The sequence below is a fragment of the Paraburkholderia sp. J94 genome (assembly GCF_905220285.1).
Lineage (GTDB): Bacteria > Pseudomonadota > Gammaproteobacteria > Burkholderiales > Burkholderiaceae > Paraburkholderia > Paraburkholderia tropica_A.
On the sequence record NZ_CAJMZH010000010.1, the window covers coordinates 22806 to 48396 of the forward strand.

A 25591-nucleotide genomic window follows, 5' to 3' on the forward strand; every position below is an offset into this window, starting at 1 on the left:
TGAATGGCTGATAAAAAGCCACCGCAAAAAAGAAAAGATCGGAGACAAGGATGTCCGCATACGGCAGCGAATCCCGCAGCGTAGCCAACCCCTATCGGCCCGCGCGCGCGTGGTCGATCGCCATCATGCTCGCGCTGATGATGATGGTGAATTTTCTCGACAAGGTGGTGTTCGGCATGGTCTCCGTGCCGATGATGCGGGACCTCGGTCTCACACCCACGCAGTTCGGCCTGATCGGCGGCAGCCTCAACTGGCTGTTCGCCATCGCGGCCGTGGTGGGCGGCGTGCTCGCCGACCGCGTGGCCACGCGCGCGATTTTGCTGTTGATGGCGCTGTCGTGGTCGCTGTTGCAATTGCCGATGCTGTTCGCCAGTTCGATGACGGTCGTGCTCGTCACGCGCGTGCTGCTCGGCGCGGGCGAGGGACCGGCGTCGCCGGTTTCGCTGCACGCGCTCTACAAGTGGTTCCCGGACCAGAAGCGCGGCTTGCCTGCGGCCGTCCTCTATCAAGGCAGCGCGCTGGGCCTGTTCGTGGCCGGGCTGGCCATTCCGCTGATCACCGCGCGCTGGGGCTGGCGCGCGAACTTCGCGGTGCTCGCCGTGCTGGGTTTCGTCTGGTGCGCGTGCTGGCTGCTGCTGGGCGCCGAAGGTCCGCTCGAACGCCCGCGCGCCGAGCGCGACGCACGGCGCGTGCCCTGGCGCACGCTGCTGGCCGACCGCACCGTGGTCGGCAACTTCTGCGGGCATTTCGCGGCCAACTGGGTGCTCGCCACGAGCCTCACGTGGATGCCGCACTATCTCCAGGCCGGTCTCGGTTACAGCGCCGCGAGTTCGGGGCGGCTGTTCGCGCTGTTCGTCGCCATCACCACGCCGATGGGTCTCGGGCTCGCATGGTACTCGCAGCATCTGCTCGGCAAGGGCGTGCCGTCGCGCAAGGCGCGCGGCGTGTTCATCGCCGTGACGCTGATGGTCGCGGGCGTGCTGCGTTTCTCGGTCTATCTGCCCGAATTCGCGCCGCTCGTGAAAGTGCTGATGCTCACCTTGAGCAGCGGTCTCACGCTGGCGATGTACTCGGTCGGCCCGGCCATGCTCAGCGAAGTCGCACCGGACGGGCAGCGCGGCGCGGTCCTCGCGCTGAGCAACGCCATTGGTTCGCTGGCGGGCCTCGCCGCGCCGGTGCTGACCGGCGTGCTGATCCAGCATGCGGCCGGTTCGCGCGCCACCGCGCTCGGCTTCGAGCAATCGTGCGTGCTGTGCGGCTTCGTGCTGATCGGCTGCGGCGTGCTGTGCGCACGCTGGCTCGATCCGCAGCGCTCGCGTGCCGCGCTGCGCCCCGTGCGTGAAGCGCAAGCCGTCACGTCCTGAGCGCGCCTTCGTTACCGCAACGGTAAACACAGACGCTTTCCTGCGCGGGCCATCGAGCCCGCGCTTCTCTCATTCCCTCATCACATGCACAACACGTCCTCAACTCTGACGCCGACGGCGCTTCCCGTGCAGCGCGCGACCGACGCGACCCGCGAGGCACAACAGCAAGCCTTGCTGACGCTGCCCGCCGACGACGACCTCGACTTCGAAGAAGCCCGGCGCGGTTTCATCGGCACGATTCCCGACGCCGAGATTCGCGACGCCTATGGCCGCCTCGTCTGGAGCATGGCCGACTATGCGTTCCTCGACGACGCCACCGCGCCGCCCACGGCCAACCCGGCCTTGTGGCGGCAGGCGCGCCTGAACCGTCTGCACGGGCTGTTCGAAGTCACCTCGCGCATCTATCAGGTGCGCGGCTTTGATCTGTCGAACATGACGCTGATCGAAGGCGATACCGGCCTGATCGTGATCGATCCGCTCACGTGCCGCGAGACGGCGCAGGCCGCGCTCGATCTCTACTACGCGCACCGGCCGCGCCGCCCCGCGCTCGCCGTGATCTACAGCCACAGCCATACCGATCACTTCGGCGGCGTGAAGGGCGTGATCGACGAGGCGCGCGTGCGCGCGGGCGAGGTGGCGGTCATCGCGCCTGTGGGCTTCATGGAAGAGGCGGTCTCGGAGAACGTGCTGGCAGGCACGGCCATGGAGCGCCGCTCGCAATTCCAGTTCGGCCAGACGCTCGCGCGCAACGCGTGTTGCCAGATCGACGCAGGGCTCGGCAAGACGATGCCGATGGGCACCGTAACACTGATCGAACCAACGCAACTGATTCATCAGGAAACCGAAACACATGTGATCGATGGCGTGGAAATCGTGTTTCAACTGACGCCCGATAGCGAAGCGCCCGCGGAAATGCATTTCTTCTTCCCGAAACTGCACGCGCTGAACGTGGCGGAGAACGGCACGCGCACGCTGCACAATCTCTGTCCGCTGCGCGGCGCGCAGGTGCGCAATGCGAAGCTGTGGTCGCGCTACCTCAATCAGGCGCTCGAACGCTATGCGGGCGGCGCGGATGTCGTGTTCGCGCAGCATCATTGGCCGACCTGGGGGACGGCGCGCCTCACGCGCTTTCTCGAACAGCAGCGCGACCTCTACAAGTATCTGCACGACCAGACGCTGCGGCTCATCAATCGCGGCCTGAATGCCGCTGAAATCGCCGAGCAGATGACGCTGCCCGACACGCTCGCGGCGCAATGGCACGCGCGCGGCTACTACGGCACGGTGTCCCACAACGTCAAGGCGATTTATCAGCGCTATTTGAGCTGGTACGACGGCAACCCCGCGCATCTGCACGCGCTGCCCGACGAGCAGTCCGCGCCGCGCTACGTCGAATACATGGGCGGCGCGCAGGCGATGCTCGAACGCGCGCACCGCGATTTCGCGCGCGGCGACTATCGCTGGGTCGCGGAGGTGATGAACCGTCTCGTGTTTGCACAGCCCACGTTGCGCGAGGCGCGCGAACTCGGCGCGGCGGCGCTCGAACAGATGGGTTTCCAGGCGGAATCGGCGACGTGGCGCAATGCGTATCTACTCGGCGCGCGCGAGCTGCGCGAGGGGCCGGGCGCGGGCGCCGGGCACACGATGCGCAGTCACGATCTCGTGCGCTCGCTCAGCGAAGGCGCGTTCTTCGATTACCTCGCGGTGATGATCGACGGCCTCAAGGCGCAGACGCTCGATATCCGCATGAGCTGGCATTTCACCGACCGCGACGCGCGTTACGCGCTGTATTTGAAGCACGGCGCGCTCACGTGGTCGGCGACGCCGCATCGCGACGGGCACGATCTGGGCGTGGCGATGACGCGCGCGACGCTCGATCGCATCCTGCTCGGGGAGACGCAATTTGGCGCCGCCGTCGCGCAAGGCGAGATCGCGCTGGACGGCGCGGCGGCGTTGTTCGGCGCGTTTCTACGCACGCTGGAAAAGCCCGACGGACGCTTCAACGTCGTCGAGCCTTGAGGGTGCGGGCTGCATCCGGCTTCATGCTTTGCGCCGGATGCAGCGGATTCGTGGATCAGAGCGAAGCGCCCGTTGCGCGAATGCGGTTCTCGACGTCGGTGACGCCTTCGACCTTGCGTGCGGCGTCGGTGGCGAGCGGAATCTGCTCGTTATAGTTCACCGCGCCCGAGAGCGTGATGCGGCCGTCGCGTGCGGTCACGATAATGCGTGCGGAATTGAGGCCGCGCGTGCGCGCCAGGGCGTTTTCGACGCGATGCGCGAGTTTGCGGTTGGCGGCGCGGACCGCTTTCGTATTGCTCGCGGCGAGCGGCGTAGCGGCCGATGAAGATGCGGATTGTGTGGATTGTGCGGATTGCGCAAGTGCATGCCCGCTGGTCGCGGCGAATATCGCAACGACCGCGAAACATGAGAAAGGGTGGGATAGTTTCATTTGACGTATGAATAACGCGGTACGAGGAAAGTGCGGTGCAGCGGCCTAGAACCGCGTCATGAGACCGAGAGAAACGCCGGTCGTCGAACTCGCGCCGGAGCGCATGCCCAGTCCGGCGATATTCAACGCATCGGTGCGATAAGCCCCGGAAAAACCGTTGTAATCGATTTCCGCGTACAACTCGGTGCGCTTCGACAGGTAGTACTCGGCCATCGCATAGGTCGTGACCTTGTGCCCGTCGCCGTTCTTCGCATTCGCGAGATGATGCGCGTCGTCGTAATAGGCCGCCGCCGTGAATTGCAGCGAAGGCGTGGGGACGACCAGAATGCCGATGCTCGGAATATGATCGCGCCGCGTCGGTGCGCCATTTGTTGCAGCGCTCACGCTGAAATCGGCATAACTCAGGTAAAGACGCGCGGGACCGAGTTGAAGCGATCCGCCCGCATGGAAGGTCTGCGCCCATTGCGTCGCGGCCGCATTCCATGTTTTCTGATAGCCGAAGCCGCCCAGCGCCGGACCCCATTGATACATGGCGGTCGTGGACACATTGGTGCCCGAGCGAGTGTTGCCGGCCACGCCGCCGGGCGAATAGCTCGCGCCGAACTTGAATCCGCCCGTGTGGCCGATATAGCTGATTGTGTTGTTGAAGCGGGTGTCGTTCGTGAAGTAATTGAAGAAGTACAGCGCGTTCGGCTCGATGGCGAGCGACTGGGCCTGGCCGCCGGTCGGGTCGACGAGCGTGGCGAAATACTCGCTCGCGCTGACCTGACGGCCGAAAGTGAGCCGCCCGAAGCCACCCGTGATGCCGACGAAAGCCGCCTGTGAAAACAGCACGCTCGCGTTCTTCAACGCTCCGGTCCCGCTGTTGAAGCCGCTTTCGAGTTTGAAGATCGCGGCGAGACCGTTGCCGAGATCCTCCTTGCCGTAAAGGCCGAAGCGATTCACCGCGAGAATATTGTTATTGAAGCCGAATACGTTGCCGCCTTTCTGATTATTGACCCAACGGATACCGCCGCCGATGTCGCCATAAAGCGTGACGCTCGATTGCGCCCAGGAAATACAGGGTGACAGGCCGCCCAGCAGCGCAGCCAGAACAAGCTTTTTCATTTGTCTCCTTCATTCTTTTTATTTAATCAGGTTTCCGTAATGATGTGTGGCGGCGATATCGCTGTTCGTCAGGGCGAGGTTCAGCACGATTGAAGCCGCCTTGACGTAGTGTGGAACAGCAGGGCGGCATCGGCCATCAAGCGTCGGGAATAGATGCATTCCTGGTGGAAATGTCCGTGTAAACGCGAGGCGGTGTGAAGTCGCGTGGATCAGCGTGGATTAGCGCGCGCAAGGGCAACCGCGATGTCATGCCTGATGGCTATGCCGCTATGCCCGATGCGCACTTGACGATGCCGGCCGCGTCTTTCAAAGTCATCCGATCGCGCAGATTCGCGTGCAAATCAACGCATGAAATCGGAGACGGCACAGATATGAAACGCTTTGGTTCACGTCCGCATGGCGCGCTGCTCGCGTGGGTATTCAGCGCGGCGAGCGCATGCTCGCTGATGGCTCACGCGCAAACCCCACGCGACACGGAAGCCGCAGCGAACGGCAACGCCGCCGTTAGCGCACAAACTCAAGCCCGGACACAAGCTCAAGCACCCACGCTACGCTGGCGTCTGCGCAACACGCGCATGCTGATTCCCACCGCGAATCTCGAACGCGCGCGCGAACCGCTCGCACTGCCCGCTGGCGAGCAAATCGATCCCGATGCCATCGTGTTCAACGTCGACGGCACGACGCTCACGCTCAGCGACTATCTGCGCCGCACGGAAACGGACGGCTTTATCGTCGTGCGCGATGGGCGGATCGTGATGGAACGTTACTTCGACGGCTTCGGTCCGCATCAGACGCACATGTGGGCGTCGATGACGAAATCGGTGACCGGCCTGCTCGCCGCGCAACTGATCGTCGCGGGCAAACTCGCGCCGCAAGCGCCGCTCTCGACGTATGTGCCCGAACTGGCGGGCACGCCGTTCGGCGACGCCACGCTCCAGCAGAATCTCGACATGGAAGTGCCCGTGCGCTATCCGGCCGCGCTGCCGCCGGACCTCGGACTGTTCGCGGCGGTGGGTTTCGTGCCGCGCGCGAGCGGCGCGCCCGACAGCATCCACGGCTTTCTGAAAGTCGCGTTGCCGTCGCCCGACGCGCGCGCGGGCGAGCGCTGGTACTACCAGAACGGCTCGCCCGAAGCGGTTGCGTGGGCGATCCGCCGCGTGAGCGGCGAGTCGTGGAGCGCGCTCGCCTCGCGATCGATCTGGAGCAAGCTCGCCGACGATGGCGCCGATATCGTCGTCGACCGTACGGGCACGGAAATGGCCAGCGGCGGCCTCAACACCACGCTGCGCGACGCAGCGCGTTTCGGTGAACTCGTGCGGACGAGCGCGGCGGGCGACGACACGCGCTTTCCTTCGCGCGCCACGCGTCTCGCCTTGCAGCCAGCTTCGAACGCCGCGGCCTTCGCGAAAGGCAATCTCGCGCCGGGCCGCCCGGGCTACGGCTATCGCGACTACTGGTATCAACTGAACGACGGCGACGGCAGCTTCGCGGCGAGCGGCCGCTTCGGCCAGGCGATCGTGATCGATCCGCGCGCGCGCCTCACGGTCGTCAAGTTTTCGTCGTCGCCCGATCAGGCCGCGCGCCCGACCAGCGCCGCGGGCGGCGCGATCGAGCACGCGCCGCTCGACACGGCCGACGCCCTGCATCGCGCCGTCATGGCGATCGCGAAGGCGGCGCGAGGCAACGCGCACTGACGCACTGATCTAGAACTGCACGCCCTGGGTGAGCCCGCCATCGACGAGAAAGTTGGTGCCCGTCGTGAAGCTCGCCGCGCGGCTCGCGAGAAACACCGTCGCGTTCGCGACTTCGTCCGGCCTGGCCATGCGTCCCATCGGATTCGCGGCCAGGCACTGCGCGAACGTTTCCGGCTCGTTGCGCTCGATCGATCCCCACACGCCGTCCGCGAAATACACGTTGCCTGGCGACACCGTATTCACGCGGATGCCTTCCTTCGCATGGCGCGCGGAGAGCGTCTTGCCGTAGTGGGTCAACGCGGCCTTGAGCACGCCATAAGGCTCGGCGAAACGATCGACCTCGCGGCCCGACACGCTCGAAATCAGCACGACCGACGCCGCCGCCGAATCGCGTAGAAACGGCAGGGCAGCATTGAAGAAACTCACCGTGCCGAGCAGATCGGTTTCGAACGCGGCTCGCCACGTCGCGAGTTCGCCGCCGCCCGCGAGCGCGCTCACATTCGGCACGATGATGTCGATGCCACCCATCTTCGCCGCGCTCGCCTCGACCCAGGCGTCGACTTCAACGGGATCGGTCACGTCGACGGCCGCGCCGAACACGCGCTCACCGAGCGTCGCCTCGGTATCGCGCACGCCCGCCGCGCCGCGCGCACAAAATCCCACGCGCGCGCCTTCCGCGACGAACGCTTCGACAATCGCGCGCCCGATGCCGCGCGAGCCGCCGCTGACCAATACCTTCGCACCCGCCAAACCGAGTTCCATTTCCGGCTCCTTGCCATTCAGATTCGAGCGGGTACTATAAGCAGCCCCGGCGGCAGGCCGTGACCGGCGTGCGTCGAATTAGTGCGAAGTTCGCCACGGCCGAATTTTTGCGGCGAGTGGAGTGTGCGAGCCGCTGCCGGTAGTAATCTGGAGAAGTCGAGGGAACGTGAATATGGAACATGAGGCGCGATCAATTCAGTCGGTCCAACGGGCCATGCGCCTGCTCGAAGCGCTCAGCGAACTGGGCGGATCGGCGCGACTGGGCGAACTCGCCGACGCGGTCGGTCTGAGCAAAAGCACCGTCCACGGCGTGCTTGATACGCTGGTCGAAATGGGCTACGTCACGCGCGAGCGGACGCGCTATGCGCTGGGCCATCGACTGGAATCGACGGCGCGTCCGGTCCGCGCGCAAAGCGACACGCTGCGCAAGTCGTTCGCACCGGCATTGCGCGCATTCAACGAAATGTGCGGCGAAAACTGCTTTCTCACGGTGCCGGGCGGCACGCGCGCGTATCTCATTCTCGATGCGCTCGATGGCGACGGACGCGCGTTGAGCCTGCCCGCCGATGCGCGTCGCGATGCGTTGATTACCTCGGCGGCGGGCAAGATTTTCCTCGCCAACGATCCGGTGCTTGCGGGCCGCTTGCGCGGTGCGCGGCGCATTTCGTCCGACCTCGAAACGGAACTGACGACGATCGGCGCGGAAGGCTTCGCGGTCGATATGGAAGCCTCCGAGCGCGATCTGAATTGCGTCGCGCTGCCGTTGCGGGTGCGCGGGAAAGTCGTGGCGGCGCTCAGCGCGGGCGGTCCCGCCACGCGGCTCAATCCGGCCTTCATGCGCCGCTTGGCGAAGCGCTCGATGCGCGATCTGTTCAACCTTATCAAGTGCTGAGTCGATGCGGTTGAGCGGCTATCCCGGCGACCGCATCAACGGCCCGTTCGGCGCCTTGCTGCGTGCCACGGGAAAATGGACTGAGTGCAGGCACGTCAGAAGGAAATGGCCGCGTTCATGGCGAGCGCTTGTGCGAAGTTCAGCGGCAGGCTCGGCGTCTGCATCGCCATGTCGGGGCCGGGCGCCGCACATCTGCTGACGGCGTCCACGAAGCGCGGCTCGATCACATGCCCGTGCTCGATCAGGCCCGCCATTTCGCCACCGATCCGGGCGGATAGCGTCGGTTTGGGCCGCCATCAGGATGCGGAGAAAGCGACGGGAACGCGCCATGCGCGCCCGACAGGCATGATCGACTCGGGAGCCTCATGATGAAACCGTCCAACGAATCCTCCCACCACGACGAAACCGAACTCGTCGGCGAAATTCACGAGCCCGTACATAAGGCGCCGCGAACGCCGGACGAAGCCGATCGGCCCGCGCGTGGCGGCAAGCCCGCGCGCGGCGCGCCCGGCAGCTTCGATCAACCCGAACCGAATCCCGATGTGATGCCGCGCGAAGGCGGCCCGCATCCCGAGCAGACCGACGAGGTGCCGCTCGGATCGGGCGCGGAAGGGCTGCCGTCCGGCGCGCGAGGTCACAATAGCGCGCCGGTGCGCAGAAAGCCCGGCTAACGATGCGCCGACGACGCGCGGGTTTTCGTAGCCGCGCGCGTTTTCGCGGCCTTCTTCGCCGCGGCCGAGCGGCTCGCGGCAGGACGTCGCGCCGCCGCAGTCTTCGCCTGCTTCGACACTGCGGCCGGCGAGCTTTCCTTCTTCAACGCCACGGCGCTCGCCTGCGCGCGTTTTGTCGTCGACCCGGTGCTCGCCGACGATGCGCGCAGGCGACCCTTGGCCGAACAGTAACCGGCGAAGCGCGCGGCCAGCACCTTGCGCCAGCCGACACGCAATGGGAGCGCCGTGAGCACAATCAGAGCTTCACGCTGCCGGCTTCGGGCGGTTCCGGCGGTTCGTCGTAGGGCGCGCCCGATTCGATACGCCGCTCTTGCGCGAGCGGATCATTGAGCCAGTGCGGCTCGGCATGATAGTACTCGTGCACTTGCGTGGCCCAACCGATATCGGCCATCGACGGCCAGTGATCCTTGTCGAAGCCCGGCGCGTTCTTGACGTGCTCGGCGGTGACATTGAGCAGGAAGCACTTCTGCGTGGTATCGAGCGTGAGCGCGCCCCACGGCAGCGCCAGCAGCTTGTCGCCGATACCGAGAAAACCGCCGCTCGACAGCACGGCGTAGGCGATCCGGCCGCGCTGCACGTCGACCATGACATCCTTGATCTTGCCGATATCTTCATTGTCCGAACTCACCACGCGATTTCCTTCGAGCGTGTTGGCAGCCATGACGTCGGGGCCGGGACCGGCGGCGGTCTCGCTGCCTTTGCCGATGATGCGTGCGCCGGTTTGAGGGGATTGCGAGCTGAGTGCCATGATGGCCTCCTTGAAGAGTGTTGGGTGGTGCGGCCTGAACGATTGAGCAAACCGCGAGCCCACGGCATACATTGATACGGAATCCTGATAAGTCGATGTGCGCGAGAGAGTGCGTTCATCGCGGCGCTTCGTCGACGCCCAGTTCATTGCGCACGTTCGCCACGCCGTCGATGCCACCGACGATCCGGGCCGCCGTCTCTTTCTGCGCGCGCCGTGCTACCGCGCCGGTCAGCGTTACGGTGCCGTTTTCGGTGGTCACGTGAATGTTCTGCGAGTCCAGTTCGCGTGCGCTCATGAGTTCGCTTTTCGCCTTGGCGGTGATGAGCGTGTCGGCGGTCTTGCTGGCCAATGTGGGCGACGTATCGCCGTTGTTCATGGCGGAAGGCGAGGTCGAGGGCGGCCGCGCGGCGTTCGGTGCGGTTTCGGCGGATGCGGCGCTCGCGCGCGGTGGCGCGGCGCGGGCGCAAGCGTGCAGAGGTGGGCAGCGCGAGGCTGTCCGCCTGAAGTTTCCGCGCAGGATCGTTGCGGCTCAGGTGCAGTATCCCGAAGCGCGCATCAACCCGCGTGAGACCGCGCTTGGCGATCCTTCCGCATCGAAGCGCGCACGGAGTTGCGCGTCCGCTCGACGTGTCACGCCACGGTGCATCGCGACGATCAGCGCACACAGCGCGACCAGAAACATCGGTATGGAAAGCATGCTGTTCTCCACTGAAAAGTGAAATGACGACGGATGTAAACAGCATGCGCATAGTTCGCGCCCGCAAGCGGGCGACCGTCAAAGCCCGTCGAGGCCGCTTAACTGCCCGATGCTTCGAGCGAATCGCCCGCGAGTCCGATCCAGCCGTTGACCCAACCGAAAACGATCGCACGCGCCGCCTGCTGCGCTTCCTGCTCGGTCAAGCCGCGCTGCGCGTGCAGCCATTGTGCAGTCGTCGCGAGCGTGTCGGGCAACGCTTTCAACGCGGCCTGGCGCTGCGCATTGGGCCAGTCTTTGTTGTCGGTCCATCGGCGCAGCTCGTTGCTGGGATCGTTCGCGTCTTTGCGCAGGGCAGGCTTGAGGAAGTCGCGTGGCGACAGCGTCGCGCGCAGTCTCAGCACGGCGAAGCTCGCGTACGACGCGTAACGGATCGTGCCGCCTTGTGTGCCGATGGCTTCCATCAAGGGACCGAACGCGTCGTCGAGACGCTTCCAGGCGGGCTGCTCGAACAGATTGCCGGTCGGCTGGCAGACCGGCGCGCTGCCGTCGCGGGTCGATCCGTACAGCGGGCCCATCGCGTCGTAAGCCGCATCGCCCTGACGTGCGAAGACGAAGCAATGCACGTAGGGACGGTCGCCGCCATAGTCCGCGCGCTCGATCTGCATGCGCAGCAGCGTCAACACCTTTTGGTCGCGACTGGTCTTCGGATCTTTTTCGACATCCGCGAGCACCGATTGCGAGAATTCGTCATCGGACAATGCTGCGACGGCCAATTTCTGGCGCGCCTGCGCTTCCGCCGCCGATACGCCCGACGACGGCTCGAACTGATGAAGATAAACAAGCCACGCGGAGGCGAGACCGCCGCGATACGCACGCAGACGCGTGGCGGCGTCGGCTGGCTTCGACGGGATTTCGGCAATCGCGCTGTCGAGCGCCTTCGATCCGCCGTCGCCAAGCGCCTGCAGAGCCGTCATGCGGCGCTCCATGCTGCTCTTGAGGCAATCGCGCGCTCCCGCCGCCTGTGCCGCGCACGCATCGCGCTCGCGCAACCAGTTGCGTTGCGCGCTGCGTGCAGTCGCCGCTTCATCGGCGGGCAGGTTGCCGAGCGTTTCGCGGTATTGCTGCGCGAGTTGTTCATCGAGCGCGTTCAGCGAGGAATCCGCGCAGATCGCTTTTTCAACGCTCGACGCGGCCTTTTCGCAATCGAACGACGCGGCGTAAGTGTGAGTCGTGCACAGCAGCATCGCCATCGCGGCGATCGGGTATTTCATGTCGAACAATCCCGTGTTGTTGAGGCGATGGAGCCGTGTCATGCAAGGAACATCGCCGGGCGATAGGAATGGGGTAGTTTAATTCACGGCAGGGCGCGACTCGAAGTGGCCGACGTTGAGCCGGCCACTTTCACAAGTACGGCTTTAACGGCTAGCGCGCCCGGCTGCTGGAAAGCAACGCCGAGAGAATATAGCCGGCAATACGCGGATTTTCCTTGATTCGCCGCGTGCTATAGCCATACCAGTCCTGACCGTAAGGCACGTAGACGCGGACATTGAATCCCTGCGCAAGCAACGCGTCGCGCTGCTTTTCGCATACGCCCAGCAGCATCTGAAATTCGAATCGCGAGCGGTCAATGCGCTCGTCTTCCAGCCAACGCGTCAGCATGTCGATCAATGGCGCATCGTGCGTGGCAATACCCACGAAACATCCGGCTCGCAGGGCATTCGATACATGCCGGATGAAATGCGGATTAATCGCGGCTCGATTCGTCGATGCGCCCTCCACAAGATGTTCGGCAGCCTCGGCGTAAATTCCTTTGCAAATCCGCATGCGGCTCTGGCGCGCCTGTAGCGTAGCGATATCGTCGTCGGTACGCTTCAAATAGGCTTGCAGCGCGATGCCGACTGGATAGCCGTTTGCTTCGAATGCCGCGAAAGCGTCGAGCGTTTTCTGTGTGCAGCGAATGTCTTCCATGTCGATGCAGGCACGGATTCCGTGCGTTGCCGCCGCGCGCAGAATCAGGGCAACGCGCGCCATGCACGCGTGTTCGTCGAGATGTAGTCCGAGCGCGGTCAGTTTGATCGACAGTTCGGCGGTTTCATTGTCGGCGCATAGCGCCTCGATCAGATGAAGATAATCGCGGGCCATCGACTCCGCCTGAGCGGTGGACGATGCGGTTTCGCCCAGCACGTCGATGGTGGTGCGAAAGCCCTCTGCGTGGAGCGCGTGGATGCGCGTGCGCGCATCGTCGAGCGATGCGCCGGCGATATAGCGGCGCGAAATCTTCTGAATCAGCGAACGCGGAACGAGCGGGATGGCGCGGGCCGCCATCGTATTGAGAATACGCATGTTGTGGTCTCGTGAAAACGCAATCGCTTGAATCTCGATACGAACGATTCATTCAAGCGATATCACCGGACTGTCTTTCACGACAGGTCCGGGACGAATGCCCTGGTGGATGCAGTCACTGCATCGACTCAGGCTTTCAGTGCGCTTTCGCGGGAGGCCAGGCAGCTGCGTACATGGTTCGCGTGAGGTGTTGTGTGGGTTTCCGGCTGACGACGAGTACGTTTTACAGCAGCGCGAATCCTAGCATGAACGCGTGTGGAAAGAACAGGAACAAGGGTTGGATCGCGCGTGAGCAGGGCGCTAAATCGGGCGCCGCAGTAAGTCGGCTTAAGGTTCCCTTAAGGTTGGTCGTAATACATTACGCGCCGATTTGTACCGGGTTGTACCAATTGGTTAATCACGTCGTCCCTCATATTCCCCGCCGTCGTTTTCATCCTCGAAAATTCACGGCTTGTGCTGGCTAGCATCCAGTGCCTCTTATCGCGCTTGCATGTCGATCAGCAGACATGAAGCCATAACTTTCGCAGAACTTCGGCCGCCGCTCTGGGCGGCCTTTTTTTTGAGCGCGCGACGCCGTCACGCGGGCCGTCGCGTTCAAAAAAATGACCGCACGTTCGTGATGTTTTGCCTTTAAAACAAGCGCAAATAGTGGGTAAAGTCGGCAATAAAACTGCCGTTAACTTGCAGAGATCGGACGCAACGTTAAACGGAGCCCAAGCTCCCGGAGCGGCGATTCAGATGCGCCATTGATCAGAGGATTAACGGAGACATTCCTGGTCCGAGAACAGCGCTGCATAATCGATTCATATAGTCAGGATTACAAAATGAAGGGCGACCAGCTCGGTATCGACGAACGAACGACCCTCACGAGCAGCAACCGCCTCGAACTTCTGCTGTTCAGGCTGGGCGCGCCGCAACGCGGCAACGTCCGCGGCCTCTATGCGATCAATGTGTTCAAGATTCGCGAAATCGCGACGATGCCGGAACTGACGCCCATCGCGGGCTCTCCGAGTCATCTCGCAGGCGCCGTCGATGTTCGCGGCCAGATCATTCCCGTTGTCGACATTGCTTCGATCATCGGTTCGGTGAGCGACCGCCCGCCGGGCATTCTGCTGGTGACCGAGTTTTCGCGCGGCACGCAGGCTTTTGCCGTCGACGAAGTCGAGGACATCGTCCGGCTCGAATGGTCGAACGTGCTGAGCGCGGAGTCGAGCGGAACGACCGGTTATGTCACGGGCGTCGCGCGCATCGAAGCCAGCGATGGAAGCACGCGTCTCGCGCAGTTGCTCGACGTGGAGCAGATCATGCGCGACGCGTTCCCTCAGCAGCATACGGACGTGACCTCGGACGCGGTTGGCGGCGCGGTGCAGCTTGCGGGCGGCCGGATTCTCGCGGCCGACGATTCGGGCTTCGCGCGCGCGCTGATCGGGCAGGCGCTCACGGCGCTGGAAGTGCCGCACATGCTCGCCAATAACGGCCAGGCCGCGTGGGATCTGCTGCAACGGATGGCGGACGAGGCGCAAAGCGAAGGCGTGCCGGTCAGGGACAAGGTCTCGCTCGTCATCACCGATCTGGAAATGCCGGAGATGGACGGCTTCATGCTGACCCGCAAGATCAAGGGCGACGCGCGCCTCAAGCACGTGCCGGTCATCATCCATTCGTCGCTGTCCGGCAGCGCCAACGAGGCGCACGCGCACAAGGCCGGCGCCAACGGCTATATCGCGAAGTTCGCCCCCGCCGAACTCTCCGCGGCGATTCGCAAGGCACTCGCAGCCTGAGCATTACTCACTGATTTAGCAATCGACTCATCATGTTGAACAATCTTCGAATTGGTTCCCGGCTCGCGCTCGGATTTGGCTTGTCCATGCTGCTGGTTTTCCTGCTTGGCGTGGTGTCGCTGTGGCAGATGAAACACGTCTATGCCGGGGCCGAGGACCTGGCGGAAAACTGGCTGCCGAGCGTGCAGGCGCTCGGGTCTGTCGATATGGCGGCCAACAGCGTGCGCCGTCTGTCGCTGCGCGCGCTGATCGAAACAAGCGATAGCGGTGTGCGCGAACAAAAGCGCCTGCACGACGAAGCCGTTGCGCAGTTCTCGAAACGCCTCGACGACTACCGGAAGATGATCTCGTCGGACCAGGAAGCGGCGCTTGCACGAGACATCGACGCGCAATGGAAAACGTATCTCGATGCCGATAATCGTTTGATCGACTACGCGATGAACGGTGCGGGCGCGTCGGCTGATGCGCGCGCGCTGGCGCTCGGACCGGCTTCCGTCGCGTTCACGGCACTCGGCAAGGCGATCAGCGACGACAAGGCGTTGAACGCTCAAGGCGGCCAGGACGCACGCGCGTCGGCGCAGGCCGATTATCATTTCGCGCTGCTAACGACGTGGGTGACGGTCATCGTCGCGCTGATCTGCGGGGCGAGCGCTGCGTGGCTCATCACGCGCTCGATCACGATTCCGGTGGCGAAGGCCGTGCATATGGCGGAGACCGTTGCGCAAGGAGATCTGACCGGTGAACTCGCAGTGGAAGGCCGCGACGAGGCGGCGCGACTGCTGCAGGCGCTCAGCGAAATGAACCGCAAGCTGGGCTCGATCGTCACGCGTGTGCGGGAAAGCGCGGACGGCATTGCCACCGCGTCCGGCGAAATCGCCGCCGGTAATATCGACTTGAGCCAGCGCACCGAGGAGCAGGCCGCTTCGTTGCAGGAATCCGCGGCGAGCATGGAAGAACTGACTTCCACCGTGCGGCAGAACGCCGAAAATGCAGCGCAAGGCGATCGTCTCGCGGCGGGCGCATCGGAAGTCGCGATCAAGGGCGGCGAAGTGGTGGGCCGCGTGGTCGAAACGATGGGCCACATCACGAACAGCGCCGAGAAAATGGCCGACATTATTTCGGTGATCGAAGGCATTGCGTTTCAGACCAATATTCTCGCGCTGAACGCGGCGGTCGAGGCCGCACGTGCGGGCGAGCAAGGCCGCGGTTTCGCGGTGGTGGCGGGCGAGGTGCGTTCGCTCGCGCAGCGCAGCGCGGCCGCCGCGCGCGAAATCAAGGGATTGATCGACGATTCCGTCGGCACCGTCAAGCGCGGCGGCGAACTGGTCTCGGAAGCCGGATCGACGATCCGCGAAGTGGTGACGTCGGTGCGTCGCGTCACCGATCTCATGGGCGAGATTTCGTCGGCGTCGAACGAGCAGCATAAGGGCATCGAGCAGGTGAACCAGGCGGTCACGCAGATGGACGAAGTCACGCAGCAAAATGCGGCGCTCGTCGAGCAGGCGGCCGCGGCGGCGCAGTCCATGGCGGGGCAGGCGGCCACGTTGAAAGAACTCGTAAGTTTCTTCCGCGTTTCGTCGGCTCAACAGGAGGCTGCGCCGGTGCAGATCGCCCAGCGCCGGGCCGCGCCGGTCGCGCGAACGCCCGCGCCGAAGCGTGCCGTGCGCCCCACGCCGCAACCGGTTGTCGAGCGCGCCGCCGAGCGCAATGACAAGGAGTGGGAGACTTTCTAAAGTTCGATCGCGCGCTGCCGTTAATCGGAGGCACGATCCCTCCTGGATCCCTGCTGTTGACCGGCGGTTTTTGTTCCGACGTATAAGGAGTTTCATGGTTACCCCCGCAGTGTCGTTTCCCCGTTCAGTCGGCGCTTCCACGCGCATTGCGTGTGCCGACGGCGCCGTCGCCCATGTGTTCATGGTCGATGCCACGGTGCCGCTTTTCAATGTGGTGTGCGGGCCGCTGAAGTTTCTCGCGAACCGCGAGCAGGTCGAGTCTCAGGTGGCGCGCGTCGCGGGCGGCAAGATGCCGGCGCCCGATTGGGAGTGGGTGCTCGACACGGGCTTCGACACGTCGGTCGACGGCGCGGCGAGCAAGCAATGGAAGATGAAGCCGATCGGCGGCGACGCCGCCTGATGGGCCTCGGGTGAAGCCCGCCGCGTTGTGCAGACGCGGCGGGCTTTGCTTTGTCTTTCGCTTATCCGCGCCTCTTGCTAGACGCGTCGGCCTTGATCACTTCGACGCCGCAGACCGCGCGCAATGAGCGCGTAATCAGCGAGCCGGATGACGCCGATTGACGTGGCTGTCGATAATCGCATCGGCCAGCGCGCGCGCTTTCGCGCTCTGCCGCGCGTCGAGCATCGCAATGACGATGGACGCCGCGAAGATCAGCAAACTGAACGTCACGACGATGCCCGCGAGCCACGGCACCGGCATATTGCGCAGATCGGAAACCGAATAGCTTCCGGCTTCGAAATGCGCGGCGGCCATGCCGCAATAGTGCATGCCGCAGACGGCCACGCCCATCACGACCGCCGAACCGGCCTGTCGCGCGCGCCGCATCGCGCTGCGGCGGCGCAGGTCGAACGCGAGCAACAGCGCCGCGCCGCTCGCGATAATGGCGATGATTACCGAAGCGATCACCAGGCCGATCGTGTAGTGAATGGCCGGGCAGATATCCATGGCCTGCATGCCGAGATAATGCATGCCCGCCACGCCGATGCCCATCGCCACGGCGGCGCCCGTCAATAGCGGCCAGCTCAGTTCGTATCGGCACAACGGCAGAAAGCCGATGGCGGATGCAACGATGGCAATCAGCAGCGAGGCGAACGTAATGGGAAGGTTGTAGCCGACGGCAATCGGCAAATGAAACGCGAGCATGGCGATGAAATGCATCGACCAGATGCCGAGCCCCATGATGCAGCCGCCGAACGCGATCCACGGTAAAAGCGGGCGCTTGCCGATGACATCGAGGCGATCGGAGATATCCAATGCCGTGAACGACGCAAAGATCGCGAGCAGGCAGGAGAGCACGACAAGCGAGGGATCGTAGTAGCCGGTCATATGGGTTCGACTCGTGAGAACGACAGGTGGCGAGACCTGATCAGGACGCGAATATGGCTTCCCCGGGCGTCCGTTTCGCTTTAAGAATGGCGTCGAGTATAGCGAGAAACGTTTGCGCGCAATACCGGGGCAGAACCCGAATAAAGCCTGCTCGAAACGATTGGGAATGATTTGAAGCGGCTGGAAAAGAATGCGCAATGAGCGCTTGATTGCCTCGTTAAATCGAGGGTCGGAAAATTTCAATGCGGCGATATGTGAATCGCATTAAAAGAATGCGTGAAGCATGAATGCCGCGATGCTGCACGAAGCAATGAAGCCGCGCTAGTTCGCGGGCGAAGGCGCGTTGCTCTGCCGCCGGCCTTCGAAAATGCCGAGCGTGAAAACGGCCAGCATCCCGCTCGCGATGGCGAGCGGCCAGAGCAGCACGTCGTTGCCGAGGCGTTCCATCGCCGCGCCCGCGATCATCGGCCCGGCGATCGAACTGCCCGTGAACGCGAGCGACACCCGGCGCATGTTGCGGATCAGCGCGGCCTTTTCGCCGCGCGCGGCCGCGTACATGCCGAGCGTGATGAAGGCGCTGTTCATGCCGCCCGCGAGAAAGGCGCTCGCCGGAAACAGCCACGTTGTCGGCGCGGCGAGCGCGAACGCGGCCAGCGCGAGCGTGCTCGTCATCGCGCAGAGGACGACGGTCTTGCCGAGGCCCGCGCGGTCGGCCAGCCATCCGACCGGAAATTGCAGCGCCATGCCGCCGAGACCGAGACACGACAGCAGCACGGTGGTCTGCGTGCTGTTCATGCCGCGCGCGGCGGCGTAGAGCGGAAAGAGGCCGTAGAGCGCGCCGTCGCTGATGCCGCCCACGGCGACCACGACCATACCGAGCGCGACGAGCGCGCTGATCGGGGCGACGCGCGTCTCGATGTGCGCGGGCGTCTCGCACACCGCCGCCGTGGCGGGCGCGCCGGACGCGGTCAGCCACAGCGGAATCGCCGCGGCCAACGTGAAGCCGAGACCCGCGTCGATGGTCACGCGGCCGTCCGCGCCGCACCACGCGGCCAGCGCGGGCGCCACGACGCCCGCCGCCGCGATCAGGGTCTCGTGCACGCCGACCACGCGCCCGCTCAGCGCTTCGGGCACGAGGCCGTAAAGCCAGGATTCGTTGGCGATCCAGCGCAGGCCGATGCCGAGTCCCATCAGCATGCCGGGCACGATCCAGAGCGGCCACGCGAGCCAGGGCACCGACGCGAGCGCGGCCAGGCTCGCCGCGAGGCCGAGCGAGACCGTGCGTTTTGCGCCGAGGCGCGCGACCAGCGCGGGCGCGGCCATCAATCCCGCGAGCATGCCGGCCCATTGCGACGCCGCGAACAACCCGGCGCGCTGCGCGTCGAGCCCCTGATGCGCGAGCCAGACCGGCAGCACGATAAAGCCCACGCCGAACTGGCCGATCTGCGCGAGCGTCGAGACGGCGGTCAGCGCCGCAATCGCGGGCCAGCGCACCGCAGGCGCGGCTTTCACTGCGCGCTCCCGGCGGGCATCGGCAGGCCGTTTTCGCGGCATTCGATCGGGCAACCCGCTTCGAGGCACGGCCCGTCGTCGCAGAAACGGCAGAGTTGCATCGCCTGCGCGGCGTCGCGCGTCTCGTGCCAGAGCAGCTTGATCAGCAGCGCTTCGAGCACCTTGCGCTCGCCTTCGTCGAGATGGCCGACGATGCGCGTGAGCATGGCGTCGCGCGCGTGCTGAAGGCGCGCGACTTCGCGCTGTCCGGCGTCGGTGAGCGCGAGGGCGACGGAGCGTTTGTCGATGCCGGGACGCTTTTCCACCAGATCGGCGTCGGCCAGCGCGGCGACGGCGCGCACGGCCGCCGGATGCGAGAGCGCGACGGCGTCGCGCAGCAGTTCGATCGACGCGTCGGGGTATTGGCCGATGGCGTTCAGCATCGCCCGCGCGGTCGGGCCGGCGAGCGCCGGCAGGGTGTCGAGCGCGTGCATCTCGTCCATCACGAGCACGGCGAGCGCGCCGAGCAGATTTTCCGTGCGCTGAGTCATACGCCTCCCGATACATGCAATGTGCACATATGCAGTCTGCACATGTTCAAAGCGGAATGCAAGCGGCAACGCAAAACCCGCAATGGCCCGTCCGCAAAAGGGGTATGACCAGATTTGCACATTTCGTATTGATGTACGACAACTTTGTGGTATGGTCGCGATCCCAAATACTGAGGCGATGACCGATGCCCTGCTGTGTAGCGGCTTTCGAGCGTCGGCAATCCGCCCAGACCACCCCCGACTCTCGCGACAGTTGAATCAATCGACCATGTTGTCTGACATTTCGACCTCAAGACGTAAATTCCTCATGACGGCCGTGCTCGCGCTGCCGACCATGGGCGTGTTCGTCAACACCATGAGCGCCGCCGAAGCCGCCGAAATGGCCGCGCCGGATCTGAAAACCTATCGCCCGGCGTTCTTTTCCGCCGATGAATGGGCGTTCATGCTCGCGGCCTGCGACCGGCTGATTCCCGCCGACGGACGCGGTCCCGGCGCGCTCGAAACCAATGTGCCGGTGTTTATCGATCAGCAGATGCATGGCGATTTCGGCCACGAGATTTATCTGCAAGGGCCGTTCAATACGCAGGCGCCGAAAGAACTCGGCTATCAGCTGCCGTATACGCCGCAGCAGATTTATCAGCGCGGTATCAAGCTGACCGACGCGTATTGCCGCCAGAAATATCAAAAGCGTTTCAGCGCACTCGACGCGGCCACTCAGGACGTCGTGCTGAAAGCGCTGCAGGACAACGAGATTCACTTTGCCGACGGCGGCGAAAGCGCGCTCAAGGCCAGCCAGTTTTTCGGCGAAATGATGTCGGATTCGAAAAACGGCTATCTCTCCGATCCGATGTACGGCGGCAATAAAGGCATGAAAGCCTGGATCGCCATTGGTTTTCCCGGAGCCCGGGCGAGCTTCCTCGAATGGGTCTCGCAGCACAACGTGAAATATCCGCTCGGGCCGGTGAGCCTGAACGGACTTCGCGCTTGAGCGCAGACCCGACGCGCATTACGTCGCGCGACACATCGCGCATTCAGAATCAACGAGGAAAACCGTGGCAAAAATAACCAATGACGCAGTCGACGTCGTCGTCGTCGGACTGGGCTGGGCCGGCTCGCTCATGAGCATCGAACTCGCGCAGGCAGGCCTGAAAGTGCGCGCGCTCGAACGCGGCGAGGACCGCACGAATGCCGACTTCGCGTATCCGAAGCCGGCCGATCAATACGCCTATGGCGTGCGCAACAAGATCATGGTGACGCCGCGCGACGGCGCGCTCACCGTGCGCCATTCGGCGCAGGACACCGCGCTGCCCACGCGCAAGTGGGGCGCTTTCGTGCCGGGCACGGGCGTGGGCGGTTCGGGTCTGCACTGGACCGGCGTGCTGATCCGCCCGACGCCGACTGACCTCAAGCTCAAGACTTACGCCGATCAGGCCTACAAGAAAGGCCAGCTCGAAGAGGGCATGCAGCCACAGGATTTCCCCTTCACGTGGGACGAAATCGAGCCGTACTACGACTTCTTCGACAAGGTCTGCGGCCTCTCGGCGAAGACCGGCAATCTGCGCGGCAAGATCGTGCCGGGCGGCGATCCGTTCGAAGGTCCGCGTTCGAATCCGGCGCCGCTGCCCGCGCTCGAAGACACGCTGAACAATACGATGTTCGCCGACGCGGCGCGCAAGCTCGGCTATCACCCGTTCCCGAATCCTTCGGCGAACGTGTCGCGCGCGTGGACCAATCCGTACGGCAACCAGATCGCGCCGTGCAATTACTGCGGCTATTGCAGCAAGTATCCGTGCCTGAACTTCTCGAAGGCCTCGCCGCAGACGGCGGTGCTCGACGCGCTCAAGCGCATGGACAACTTCTCGTACCGCGTGAACGCGAACGTGCTGCGCGTGGACATGCACGCCGACGGCAAGACCGCGAAGGGCGTGACCTACGCCGACGCGCACGGCAACGAAGTGTTCCAGCCCGCGAAGATCGTCGTGCTGGCGGGCTTCCAGTTCGTCAACGTGCGTCTGATGCTGCTCTCGGGCATCGGCAAGCCGTATGACCCGGTGAGCGGCAAGGGCACCGTCGGCAGAAACTACGCATTCCTGAGCAATGGCGGCGCAACGCTGTTCTTCAAGGACAAGAATTTCAATCCGTTCGCCACGGCGGGCGCGACCGGTCAGATGTTCAACGACGTCTCGCCGGGTAATTTCGACGGCCCGTCGCTCGGCATTCTCGGCGGCGCGAAGATTCACAGCTCGCAATCGAGCGGCGCGCCGATCGGCACCGTGCTGCCGCACGGCACGCCCGCGTGGGGCAAGGGCTGGAAGGAAGGCATGCAGGACTGGTACGGCCATTCGATGAAGATCAGCATCACGACGAGCTGCATGTCGTATCGCGATCATTACGTCGATCTGGACCCGAACTACAAGGACCCGTGGGGGCAGCCGCTGCTGCGCATCACGTTCGACTGGAAACAGAACGAACTGAAGCTGCAGCAGTATCTGCGCAAGATCGTGCTCGACGTCACGAAGGAACTGAAGCCGGACAGCTATTCGGAAAGCTTCCTCTCGATGGACTCGCACTGGGACATCACCAAGTATGTGTCGACGCACAACGTCGGCGGCGCGGTGATGGGCGATTCGCCGGAAACGAGCGCGCTGAACCGCTATCTGCAAAGCTGGGACGTGCACAACGTGTTCGTGCCGGGCGGCAATGCGTTTCCGCAGAATTTCCAGGCCAATCCGACCGCGACCATCGGCGCGATCACGCTGTTCGCCGCTCGCGCGATCAAGGAACAGTACCTCAAGAACCCCGGTCCTCTCGTGCAGGCATGATCGTCATGAATTTCCTCAAGACCTTTACGTCCGCGGCGCTCGTGACGGCCGTGGCGCTCGGCGCATCGTTTGCCGCTGATTCCGCATTGGCGCAAACCGGCGCGGCCGCGCAGAACGCGCAGAACGAGCAGAGTCCGCAGGCCGCGCTCATCAAGCAGGGCGAATATCTGGCGCGCGCGGGCGACTGCATGGCGTGTCATAGCGCGGTGGGCCGCAAGCCGTATACGGGCGGGCTGCCGATCGTGAGCAATATCGGCACGATCTATTCGACCAACATCACGCCGAGCAAGCAGAGCGGGATCGGCAACTACACCGAGGCGCAGTTCGGCGCCGCCGTGCGCAAGGGCATTCGCGCCGACGGCTCGCATCTGTATCCGGCGATGCCGTATCCGTCGTACGCGAAGATCTCGGACGCCGATATCCACGCGCTCTACACGTACTTCATGCAGGGCGTCGCGCCGAGCGACGATGCCGCGCCGGTGACGTCGCTGAGCTTCCCGTTCAACCAGCGCTGGGGCATGGCGCTGTGGAACTGGGCGTTCACGTCGGACAAGCCGTTCAGCGGCCCGGACGGCGCGAGCGAACAGGTGCGCCGCGGCGCGTATCTGGTGGAGAGCCTCGGCCATTGCGGCAGCTGCCACACGCCGCGCGGCTTCGCGATGAACGAGAAGGCGCTCGACAGCAGCGACGCGCTGTTCCTCGCGGGCGGCAAGCTCAACGGCTGGAACGTGCCCGCGCTGCGTGGCATGTCGCGCTGGAGCCAGCAGGACATCGTCGATTATCTGCAGACGGGCCGTAACAGCCAGGCTGCGGTGGCGGGCGAGATGACCTCGGTGATCTATAACAGCACCTCGCATCTGAGCGACGCCGATCTCAACGCGATTGCCGCGTATCTGAAGACGCTTTCGGTTTCGGGCACGTCTGAAGCCGCGGCGCCGAGCGGCGCGAGTTCGACGGTGGCGAAGCTGACGGCGGCGCAGAATCTCACGCTCGGCGAGCGTCTGTATCTCGACAATTGCAGCGCGTGTCACTCCGTCAACGGGCAGGGCGCGCCGCGCGTGTTCCCGCATATCGACGGCGCGACGGTCGTGAACGCGGCGGACCCGACCGGCCTCGTCAACGTGATTCTCGCGGGCGCGCAAACGCCTTCGACAGCGAAGGCGCCTTCGGTGCTGCCGATGCCGGGCTTCGCCTACCGCTTGAACGACGACGAAGTGGCCGCGCTGGCGACTTTCGTGCGCGGCGGCTGGTCGAATCACGCGGGCGCGGTGGACGCCGGGCAGGTTGCGAAAGTGCGTAGCGCGATGCATCACGAGTGACGTTTGAACGTTCCGCGAAAAGCGGCGCCGCGCGATGCGTGGCGCCGCTTTTTTTATGGTTTTACGCACCGTTTCAGGGCGTCAATTCGCTTTAAAGATCTGACGAAAAGACTTTTTAATTAGCCTCTAAAGCAGGGCGGGATTATTGCCGTTATCGCAAGTATCTCAACGACTAATCGGCTTCCGCCGGCACCAGCAGCATGCGCAATGTAACCGTACGGGCCAGCCTGCTGGCTGTCCTCGCCATTTTCTCGACAATGATTCTGCTGGGCGGGCTGATGGGCATCACCGCGCTCCATAGCGCGAATGGCAATACCCAGTCGCTGCGCGAAATGGCGCGCCAGACCATTCTCGTCAACGACGCTTACAAGGACACCGCGCGCACGCGCTCGGCGCTGATGCGCGCCTACACCGCGCTCAAGGAGCGCAACGATACCGCCGGGCGCGATGCTGCGCTCAAGAGCGCGCAACGCACGCTCGATCTTTCGGCGAGCGAGACGCAGGCGTTCGAAAAGGCCGCGCCGTTCGAAGGCATGGATGCCGCGCTCAAGGCGAGTCTCGTCGATTCGTCGGGGCAGCTCGCGTCGAGTCTGGCTCGCGCACGCGACGCGCTCGCGAACGGCGATACCTCCGCTTACGCCACGCTCAACGACAGCGCGATCACGTCTTCGGGCGCGGCTTATTCGACGAACGTCGAAAAATTCCAGCAACTCGCGAATCAGCTTTCCGAATCGGGACTCGCGAGCGCCAACACGCAGTATCAATGGATCGTCGGCATGGTCGTGCTGGGCGTGAGCCTCGCGCTGGCGCTGATCGTGGCGACGCATTTCGCGCTGCGCCGCGTGGTCTCGCAGCCGCTCGCGCTCGCCGCGAACGTGCTCGACCGCATCGCCTCGAACGATCTCACCGTGCATGTGCCGCCCGCGAGCGGCAACGAAATCGGCCTGCTGTTCGCGGCGATGCAGCGCATGAAGTCGGGCCTCACGCAGACGGTGTCCGGCGTGCGCGATAGCTGCGAAGCGATCCATACCGCCGCGCGCGAAATCGCGGCGGGCAATCTCGATCTGTCGAGCCGCACGGAGGAACAATCGGCCTCGCTCGAAGAAACGGCGGCGAGCATGGAGCAACTGACGTCGACGGTGCGCCAGAACGCGGAACACGCGCGCGAAGCCAGCTCGCTCGCGGGCGGCGCAGCCGATCTCGCGCAGCAGGGCGGCGATGTGGTCGATCGCGCCGTGCGCACGATGGCGGAGATCAGCGCAAGCTCCAAAAAGATTGCTGAAATTACCGGCATGATCGACAGCATCGCGTTTCAAACGAATATTCTCGCGTTGAATGCGGCGGTCGAATCGGCGCGCGCGGGCGAACAAGGGCGCGGCTTTGCCGTGGTCGCGGGCGAGGTGCGTACGCTCGCGCAGCGTAGCGCGGGCGCGGCGCGCGATATCAAGGAACTGATCAGCCAGTCGATCGAGCGAGTGGAAAGCGGCAACGCGCTCGTGACGCAAGCCGGCAGCACGATGGGCGAGATCGTCGGCGCGGTGCGCAACGTCGCGACGCTGATGGGCGAAATCACGACGGCCACGTCCGAGCAGAGCGACGGCATCGAACAGGTCGGCCACGCGGTGAGCCAGATGGATCAGGTGACGCAGCAGAATGCGGCGCTGGTCGAAGAAGCGGCCGCTGCGGCGGGCGCGCTCGAAGCGCAGTCGCAGCGCATGCGCGAGGCGGTGTCGGTGTTTCAACTCGCGCGCGCGTAAGCCGCATAAGCGACGTTTGCCTGTTCGCT

The 25591-nt window shown here is 64.3% G+C and carries 24 protein-coding genes and 1 pseudogene; 14 read left to right on the top strand and 11 right to left on the bottom strand.

Going from position 1 to position 25591, the window contains the following annotated elements; genetic code table 11:
• Positions 1–50: 50 nt before the first annotated feature.
• Positions 51–1364 carry an MFS transporter gene (locus tag U4Y88_RS21985; protein WP_321786320.1) on the top strand — a complete coding sequence of 438 codons (1314 nt, stop codon included), beginning with the start codon at positions 51–53 and terminating at the stop codon, positions 1362–1364.
• An 84-nt stretch (positions 1365–1448) separates the two neighbouring features.
• Positions 1449–3380, top strand: coding sequence for an alkyl/aryl-sulfatase (locus tag U4Y88_RS21990; protein ID WP_415774484.1), 1932 nt, complete (start codon positions 1449–1451; stop codon positions 3378–3380).
• 55 nt (positions 3381–3435) lie between these two features.
• Here the strand turns inward: U4Y88_RS21990 and U4Y88_RS21995 are convergent, their stop codons facing one another.
• On the bottom strand, positions 3436–3810 hold the full coding sequence (locus U4Y88_RS21995) for a BON domain-containing protein (RefSeq protein ID WP_321786324.1): 375 nt from the start codon (positions 3808–3810) through the stop codon (positions 3436–3438).
• A 45-nt stretch (positions 3811–3855) separates the two neighbouring features.
• The gene (locus tag U4Y88_RS22000) at positions 3856–4917 is read right to left on the bottom strand and encodes a porin (RefSeq protein ID WP_224017649.1); all 1062 of its coding nucleotides are present in this window, start codon (positions 4915–4917) and stop codon (positions 3856–3858) included.
• Positions 4918–5288: 371 nt separating this feature from the next.
• Here U4Y88_RS22000 and U4Y88_RS22005 point away from each other — a divergent pair, with 371 nt between their 5' ends.
• Positions 5289–6611, top strand: a complete 1323-nt coding sequence (locus U4Y88_RS22005) for a serine hydrolase (RefSeq protein WP_321786326.1) — start codon at positions 5289–5291, stop codon at positions 6609–6611.
• A gap of 9 nt (positions 6612–6620) precedes the next feature.
• Here the strand turns inward: U4Y88_RS22005 and U4Y88_RS22010 are convergent, their stop codons facing one another.
• A complete protein-coding gene (locus U4Y88_RS22010; RefSeq protein WP_321786327.1) occupies positions 6621–7373 on the bottom strand; it encodes an SDR family oxidoreductase in 753 nt (250 codons plus the stop codon).
• A gap of 172 nt (positions 7374–7545) precedes the next feature.
• Between U4Y88_RS22010 and U4Y88_RS22015 the strand changes: the two genes are divergently transcribed.
• The 3 genes and pseudogenes from U4Y88_RS22015 (at position 7546) to U4Y88_RS22025 (ending at position 8936) form a co-directional block, all read left to right on the top strand.
• Complete coding sequence (locus U4Y88_RS22015) at positions 7546–8265, top strand: IclR family transcriptional regulator (RefSeq protein ID WP_321786699.1); 720 nt, start codon at positions 7546–7548, stop codon at positions 8263–8265.
• Positions 8266–8269: 4 nt separating this feature from the next.
• Positions 8270–8504 (top strand): annotated as a pseudogene (locus U4Y88_RS22020) (thiamine pyrophosphate-binding protein); the annotation flags it as partial.
• Between the two features lie 126 nt (positions 8505–8630).
• Entirely contained in the window at positions 8631–8936 is a 306-nt protein-coding gene (locus U4Y88_RS22025) for a hypothetical protein (RefSeq protein ID WP_310632889.1), read from the top strand.
• On the opposite strand, the gene U4Y88_RS22030 is transcribed toward U4Y88_RS22025, so the two are convergent.
• From U4Y88_RS22030 to U4Y88_RS22040, 3 genes are all read right to left on the bottom strand, one after another.
• Positions 8933–9211: a hypothetical protein gene (locus tag U4Y88_RS22030; RefSeq protein ID WP_321786329.1), complete on the bottom strand. Its 279-nt coding sequence runs from the start codon at positions 9209–9211 to the stop codon at positions 8933–8935. The genes U4Y88_RS22025 and U4Y88_RS22030 overlap by 4 nt on opposite strands.
• Before the next feature lie 20 nt (positions 9212–9231).
• Positions 9232–9744: a PRC-barrel domain-containing protein gene (locus U4Y88_RS22035; protein ID WP_321786331.1), complete on the bottom strand. Its 513-nt coding sequence runs from the start codon at positions 9742–9744 to the stop codon at positions 9232–9234.
• Positions 9745–9859: 115 nt separating this feature from the next.
• Complete coding sequence (locus tag U4Y88_RS22040; protein ID WP_321786333.1) at positions 9860–10039, bottom strand: BON domain-containing protein; 180 nt, start codon at positions 10037–10039, stop codon at positions 9860–9862.
• On the opposite strand from U4Y88_RS22040, the gene U4Y88_RS22045 reads away from it, so the two are divergent.
• Positions 10038–10463, top strand: a complete 426-nt coding sequence (locus U4Y88_RS22045) for a hypothetical protein (protein WP_321786335.1) — start codon at positions 10038–10040, stop codon at positions 10461–10463. The two genes, U4Y88_RS22040 and U4Y88_RS22045, sit on opposite strands and share 2 nt — an antisense overlap.
• A gap of 76 nt (positions 10464–10539) precedes the next feature.
• On the opposite strand, the gene U4Y88_RS22050 is transcribed toward U4Y88_RS22045, so the two are convergent.
• Together U4Y88_RS22050 and U4Y88_RS22055 are read right to left on the bottom strand one after the other, a co-directional pair.
• Complete coding sequence (locus tag U4Y88_RS22050; RefSeq protein WP_321786337.1) at positions 10540–11712, bottom strand: lysozyme inhibitor LprI family protein; 1173 nt, start codon at positions 11710–11712, stop codon at positions 10540–10542.
• A 151-nt stretch (positions 11713–11863) separates the two neighbouring features.
• Positions 11864–12784 carry a proline dehydrogenase family protein gene (locus tag U4Y88_RS22055; RefSeq protein WP_321786339.1) on the bottom strand — a complete coding sequence of 307 codons (921 nt, stop codon included), beginning with the start codon at positions 12782–12784 and terminating at the stop codon, positions 11864–11866.
• 824 nt (positions 12785–13608) lie between these two features.
• On the opposite strand from U4Y88_RS22055, the gene U4Y88_RS22060 reads away from it, so the two are divergent.
• From U4Y88_RS22060 to U4Y88_RS22070, 3 genes are all read left to right on the top strand, one after another.
• Positions 13609–14562, top strand: a complete 954-nt coding sequence (locus U4Y88_RS22060; RefSeq protein WP_224017628.1) for a chemotaxis protein — start codon at positions 13609–13611, stop codon at positions 14560–14562.
• A gap of 32 nt (positions 14563–14594) precedes the next feature.
• Positions 14595–16295 (top strand): methyl-accepting chemotaxis protein, encoded by a 1701-nt coding sequence (locus U4Y88_RS22065; protein ID WP_321786340.1) that lies wholly within the window; start codon positions 14595–14597, stop codon positions 16293–16295.
• A gap of 94 nt (positions 16296–16389) precedes the next feature.
• On the top strand, positions 16390–16695 hold the full coding sequence (locus tag U4Y88_RS22070; RefSeq protein ID WP_310632895.1) for a hypothetical protein: 306 nt from the start codon (positions 16390–16392) through the stop codon (positions 16693–16695).
• Positions 16696–16830: 135 nt separating this feature from the next.
• On the opposite strand, the gene U4Y88_RS22075 is transcribed toward U4Y88_RS22070, so the two are convergent.
• The 3 genes from U4Y88_RS22075 to U4Y88_RS22085 form a co-directional block, all read right to left on the bottom strand.
• Positions 16831–17865, bottom strand: a complete 1035-nt coding sequence (locus U4Y88_RS22075; protein ID WP_321786342.1) for an MHYT domain-containing protein — start codon at positions 17863–17865, stop codon at positions 16831–16833.
• Between the two features lie 78 nt (positions 17866–17943).
• The gene (locus U4Y88_RS22080) at positions 17944–19134 is read right to left on the bottom strand and encodes an MFS transporter (RefSeq protein ID WP_321786344.1); all 1191 of its coding nucleotides are present in this window, start codon (positions 19132–19134) and stop codon (positions 17944–17946) included.
• Positions 19131–19664: a MarR family transcriptional regulator gene (locus U4Y88_RS22085; RefSeq protein WP_321786346.1), complete on the bottom strand. Its 534-nt coding sequence runs from the start codon at positions 19662–19664 to the stop codon at positions 19131–19133. The genes U4Y88_RS22080 and U4Y88_RS22085 overlap by 4 nt, the downstream gene beginning before the upstream one ends.
• Positions 19665–19746: 82 nt before the next feature.
• On the opposite strand from U4Y88_RS22085, the gene U4Y88_RS22090 reads away from it, so the two are divergent.
• From U4Y88_RS22090 to U4Y88_RS22105, 4 genes are all read left to right on the top strand, one after another.
• Complete coding sequence (locus tag U4Y88_RS22090; protein ID WP_321786348.1) at positions 19747–20652, top strand: gluconate 2-dehydrogenase subunit 3 family protein; 906 nt, start codon at positions 19747–19749, stop codon at positions 20650–20652.
• 64 nt (positions 20653–20716) lie between these two features.
• Positions 20717–22486, top strand: coding sequence for a GMC family oxidoreductase (locus tag U4Y88_RS22095; RefSeq protein ID WP_321786350.1), 1770 nt, complete (start codon positions 20717–20719; stop codon positions 22484–22486).
• 5 nt (positions 22487–22491) lie between these two features.
• On the top strand, positions 22492–23805 hold the full coding sequence (locus tag U4Y88_RS22100; protein WP_321786352.1) for a cytochrome c: 1314 nt from the start codon (positions 22492–22494) through the stop codon (positions 23803–23805).
• A 200-nt stretch (positions 23806–24005) separates the two neighbouring features.
• A complete protein-coding gene (locus tag U4Y88_RS22105) occupies positions 24006–25562 on the top strand; it encodes a methyl-accepting chemotaxis protein (protein WP_224017610.1) in 1557 nt (518 codons plus the stop codon).
• Positions 25563–25591 lie beyond the last annotated feature (29 nt).

Bases quoted from the DNA above. Each gene is read 5' to 3' on its own strand.
- U4Y88_RS22065 (WP_321786340.1), top strand. From the start codon at position 14,595: ATGTTGAACAATCTTCGAATTGGTTCCCGGCTCGCGCTCGGATTTGGC.
- U4Y88_RS22015 (WP_321786699.1), top strand. From the start codon at position 7,546: ATGGAACATGAGGCGCGATCAATTCAGTCGGTCCAACGGGCCATGCGC.
- U4Y88_RS22055 (WP_321786339.1), bottom strand. From the start codon at position 12,784: ATGCGTATTCTCAATACGATGGCGGCCCGCGCCATCCCGCTCGTTCCG.
- U4Y88_RS22010 (WP_321786327.1), bottom strand. From the start codon at position 7,373: ATGGAACTCGGTTTGGCGGGTGCGAAGGTATTGGTCAGCGGCGGCTCG.
- U4Y88_RS22045 (WP_321786335.1), top strand. From the start codon at position 10,038: ATGAGTTCGCTTTTCGCCTTGGCGGTGATGAGCGTGTCGGCGGTCTTG.
- U4Y88_RS22035 (WP_321786331.1), bottom strand. From the start codon at position 9,744: ATGGCACTCAGCTCGCAATCCCCTCAAACCGGCGCACGCATCATCGGC.
- U4Y88_RS21990 (WP_415774484.1), top strand. From the start codon at position 1,449: ATGCACAACACGTCCTCAACTCTGACGCCGACGGCGCTTCCCGTGCAG.
- U4Y88_RS22085 (WP_321786346.1), bottom strand. From the start codon at position 19,664: ATGACTCAGCGCACGGAAAATCTGCTCGGCGCGCTCGCCGTGCTCGTG.
- U4Y88_RS21985 (WP_321786320.1), top strand. From the start codon at position 51: ATGTCCGCATACGGCAGCGAATCCCGCAGCGTAGCCAACCCCTATCGG.
- U4Y88_RS22005 (WP_321786326.1), top strand. From the start codon at position 5,289: ATGAAACGCTTTGGTTCACGTCCGCATGGCGCGCTGCTCGCGTGGGTA.
- U4Y88_RS22025 (WP_310632889.1), top strand. From the start codon at position 8,631: ATGATGAAACCGTCCAACGAATCCTCCCACCACGACGAAACCGAACTC.
- U4Y88_RS22040 (WP_321786333.1), bottom strand. From the start codon at position 10,039: ATGAGCGCACGCGAACTGGACTCGCAGAACATTCACGTGACCACCGAA.
- U4Y88_RS22070 (WP_310632895.1), top strand. From the start codon at position 16,390: ATGGTTACCCCCGCAGTGTCGTTTCCCCGTTCAGTCGGCGCTTCCACG.
- U4Y88_RS22100 (WP_321786352.1), top strand. From the start codon at position 22,492: ATGAATTTCCTCAAGACCTTTACGTCCGCGGCGCTCGTGACGGCCGTG.
- U4Y88_RS22090 (WP_321786348.1), top strand. From the start codon at position 19,747: ATGGCCCGTCCGCAAAAGGGGTATGACCAGATTTGCACATTTCGTATT.
- U4Y88_RS22000 (WP_224017649.1), bottom strand. From the start codon at position 4,917: ATGAAAAAGCTTGTTCTGGCTGCGCTGCTGGGCGGCCTGTCACCCTGT.
- U4Y88_RS22105 (WP_224017610.1), top strand. From the start codon at position 24,006: ATGCGCAATGTAACCGTACGGGCCAGCCTGCTGGCTGTCCTCGCCATT.
- U4Y88_RS21995 (WP_321786324.1), bottom strand. From the start codon at position 3,810: ATGAAACTATCCCACCCTTTCTCATGTTTCGCGGTCGTTGCGATATTC.
- U4Y88_RS22050 (WP_321786337.1), bottom strand. From the start codon at position 11,712: ATGAAATACCCGATCGCCGCGATGGCGATGCTGCTGTGCACGACTCAC.
- U4Y88_RS22060 (WP_224017628.1), top strand. From the start codon at position 13,609: ATGAAGGGCGACCAGCTCGGTATCGACGAACGAACGACCCTCACGAGC.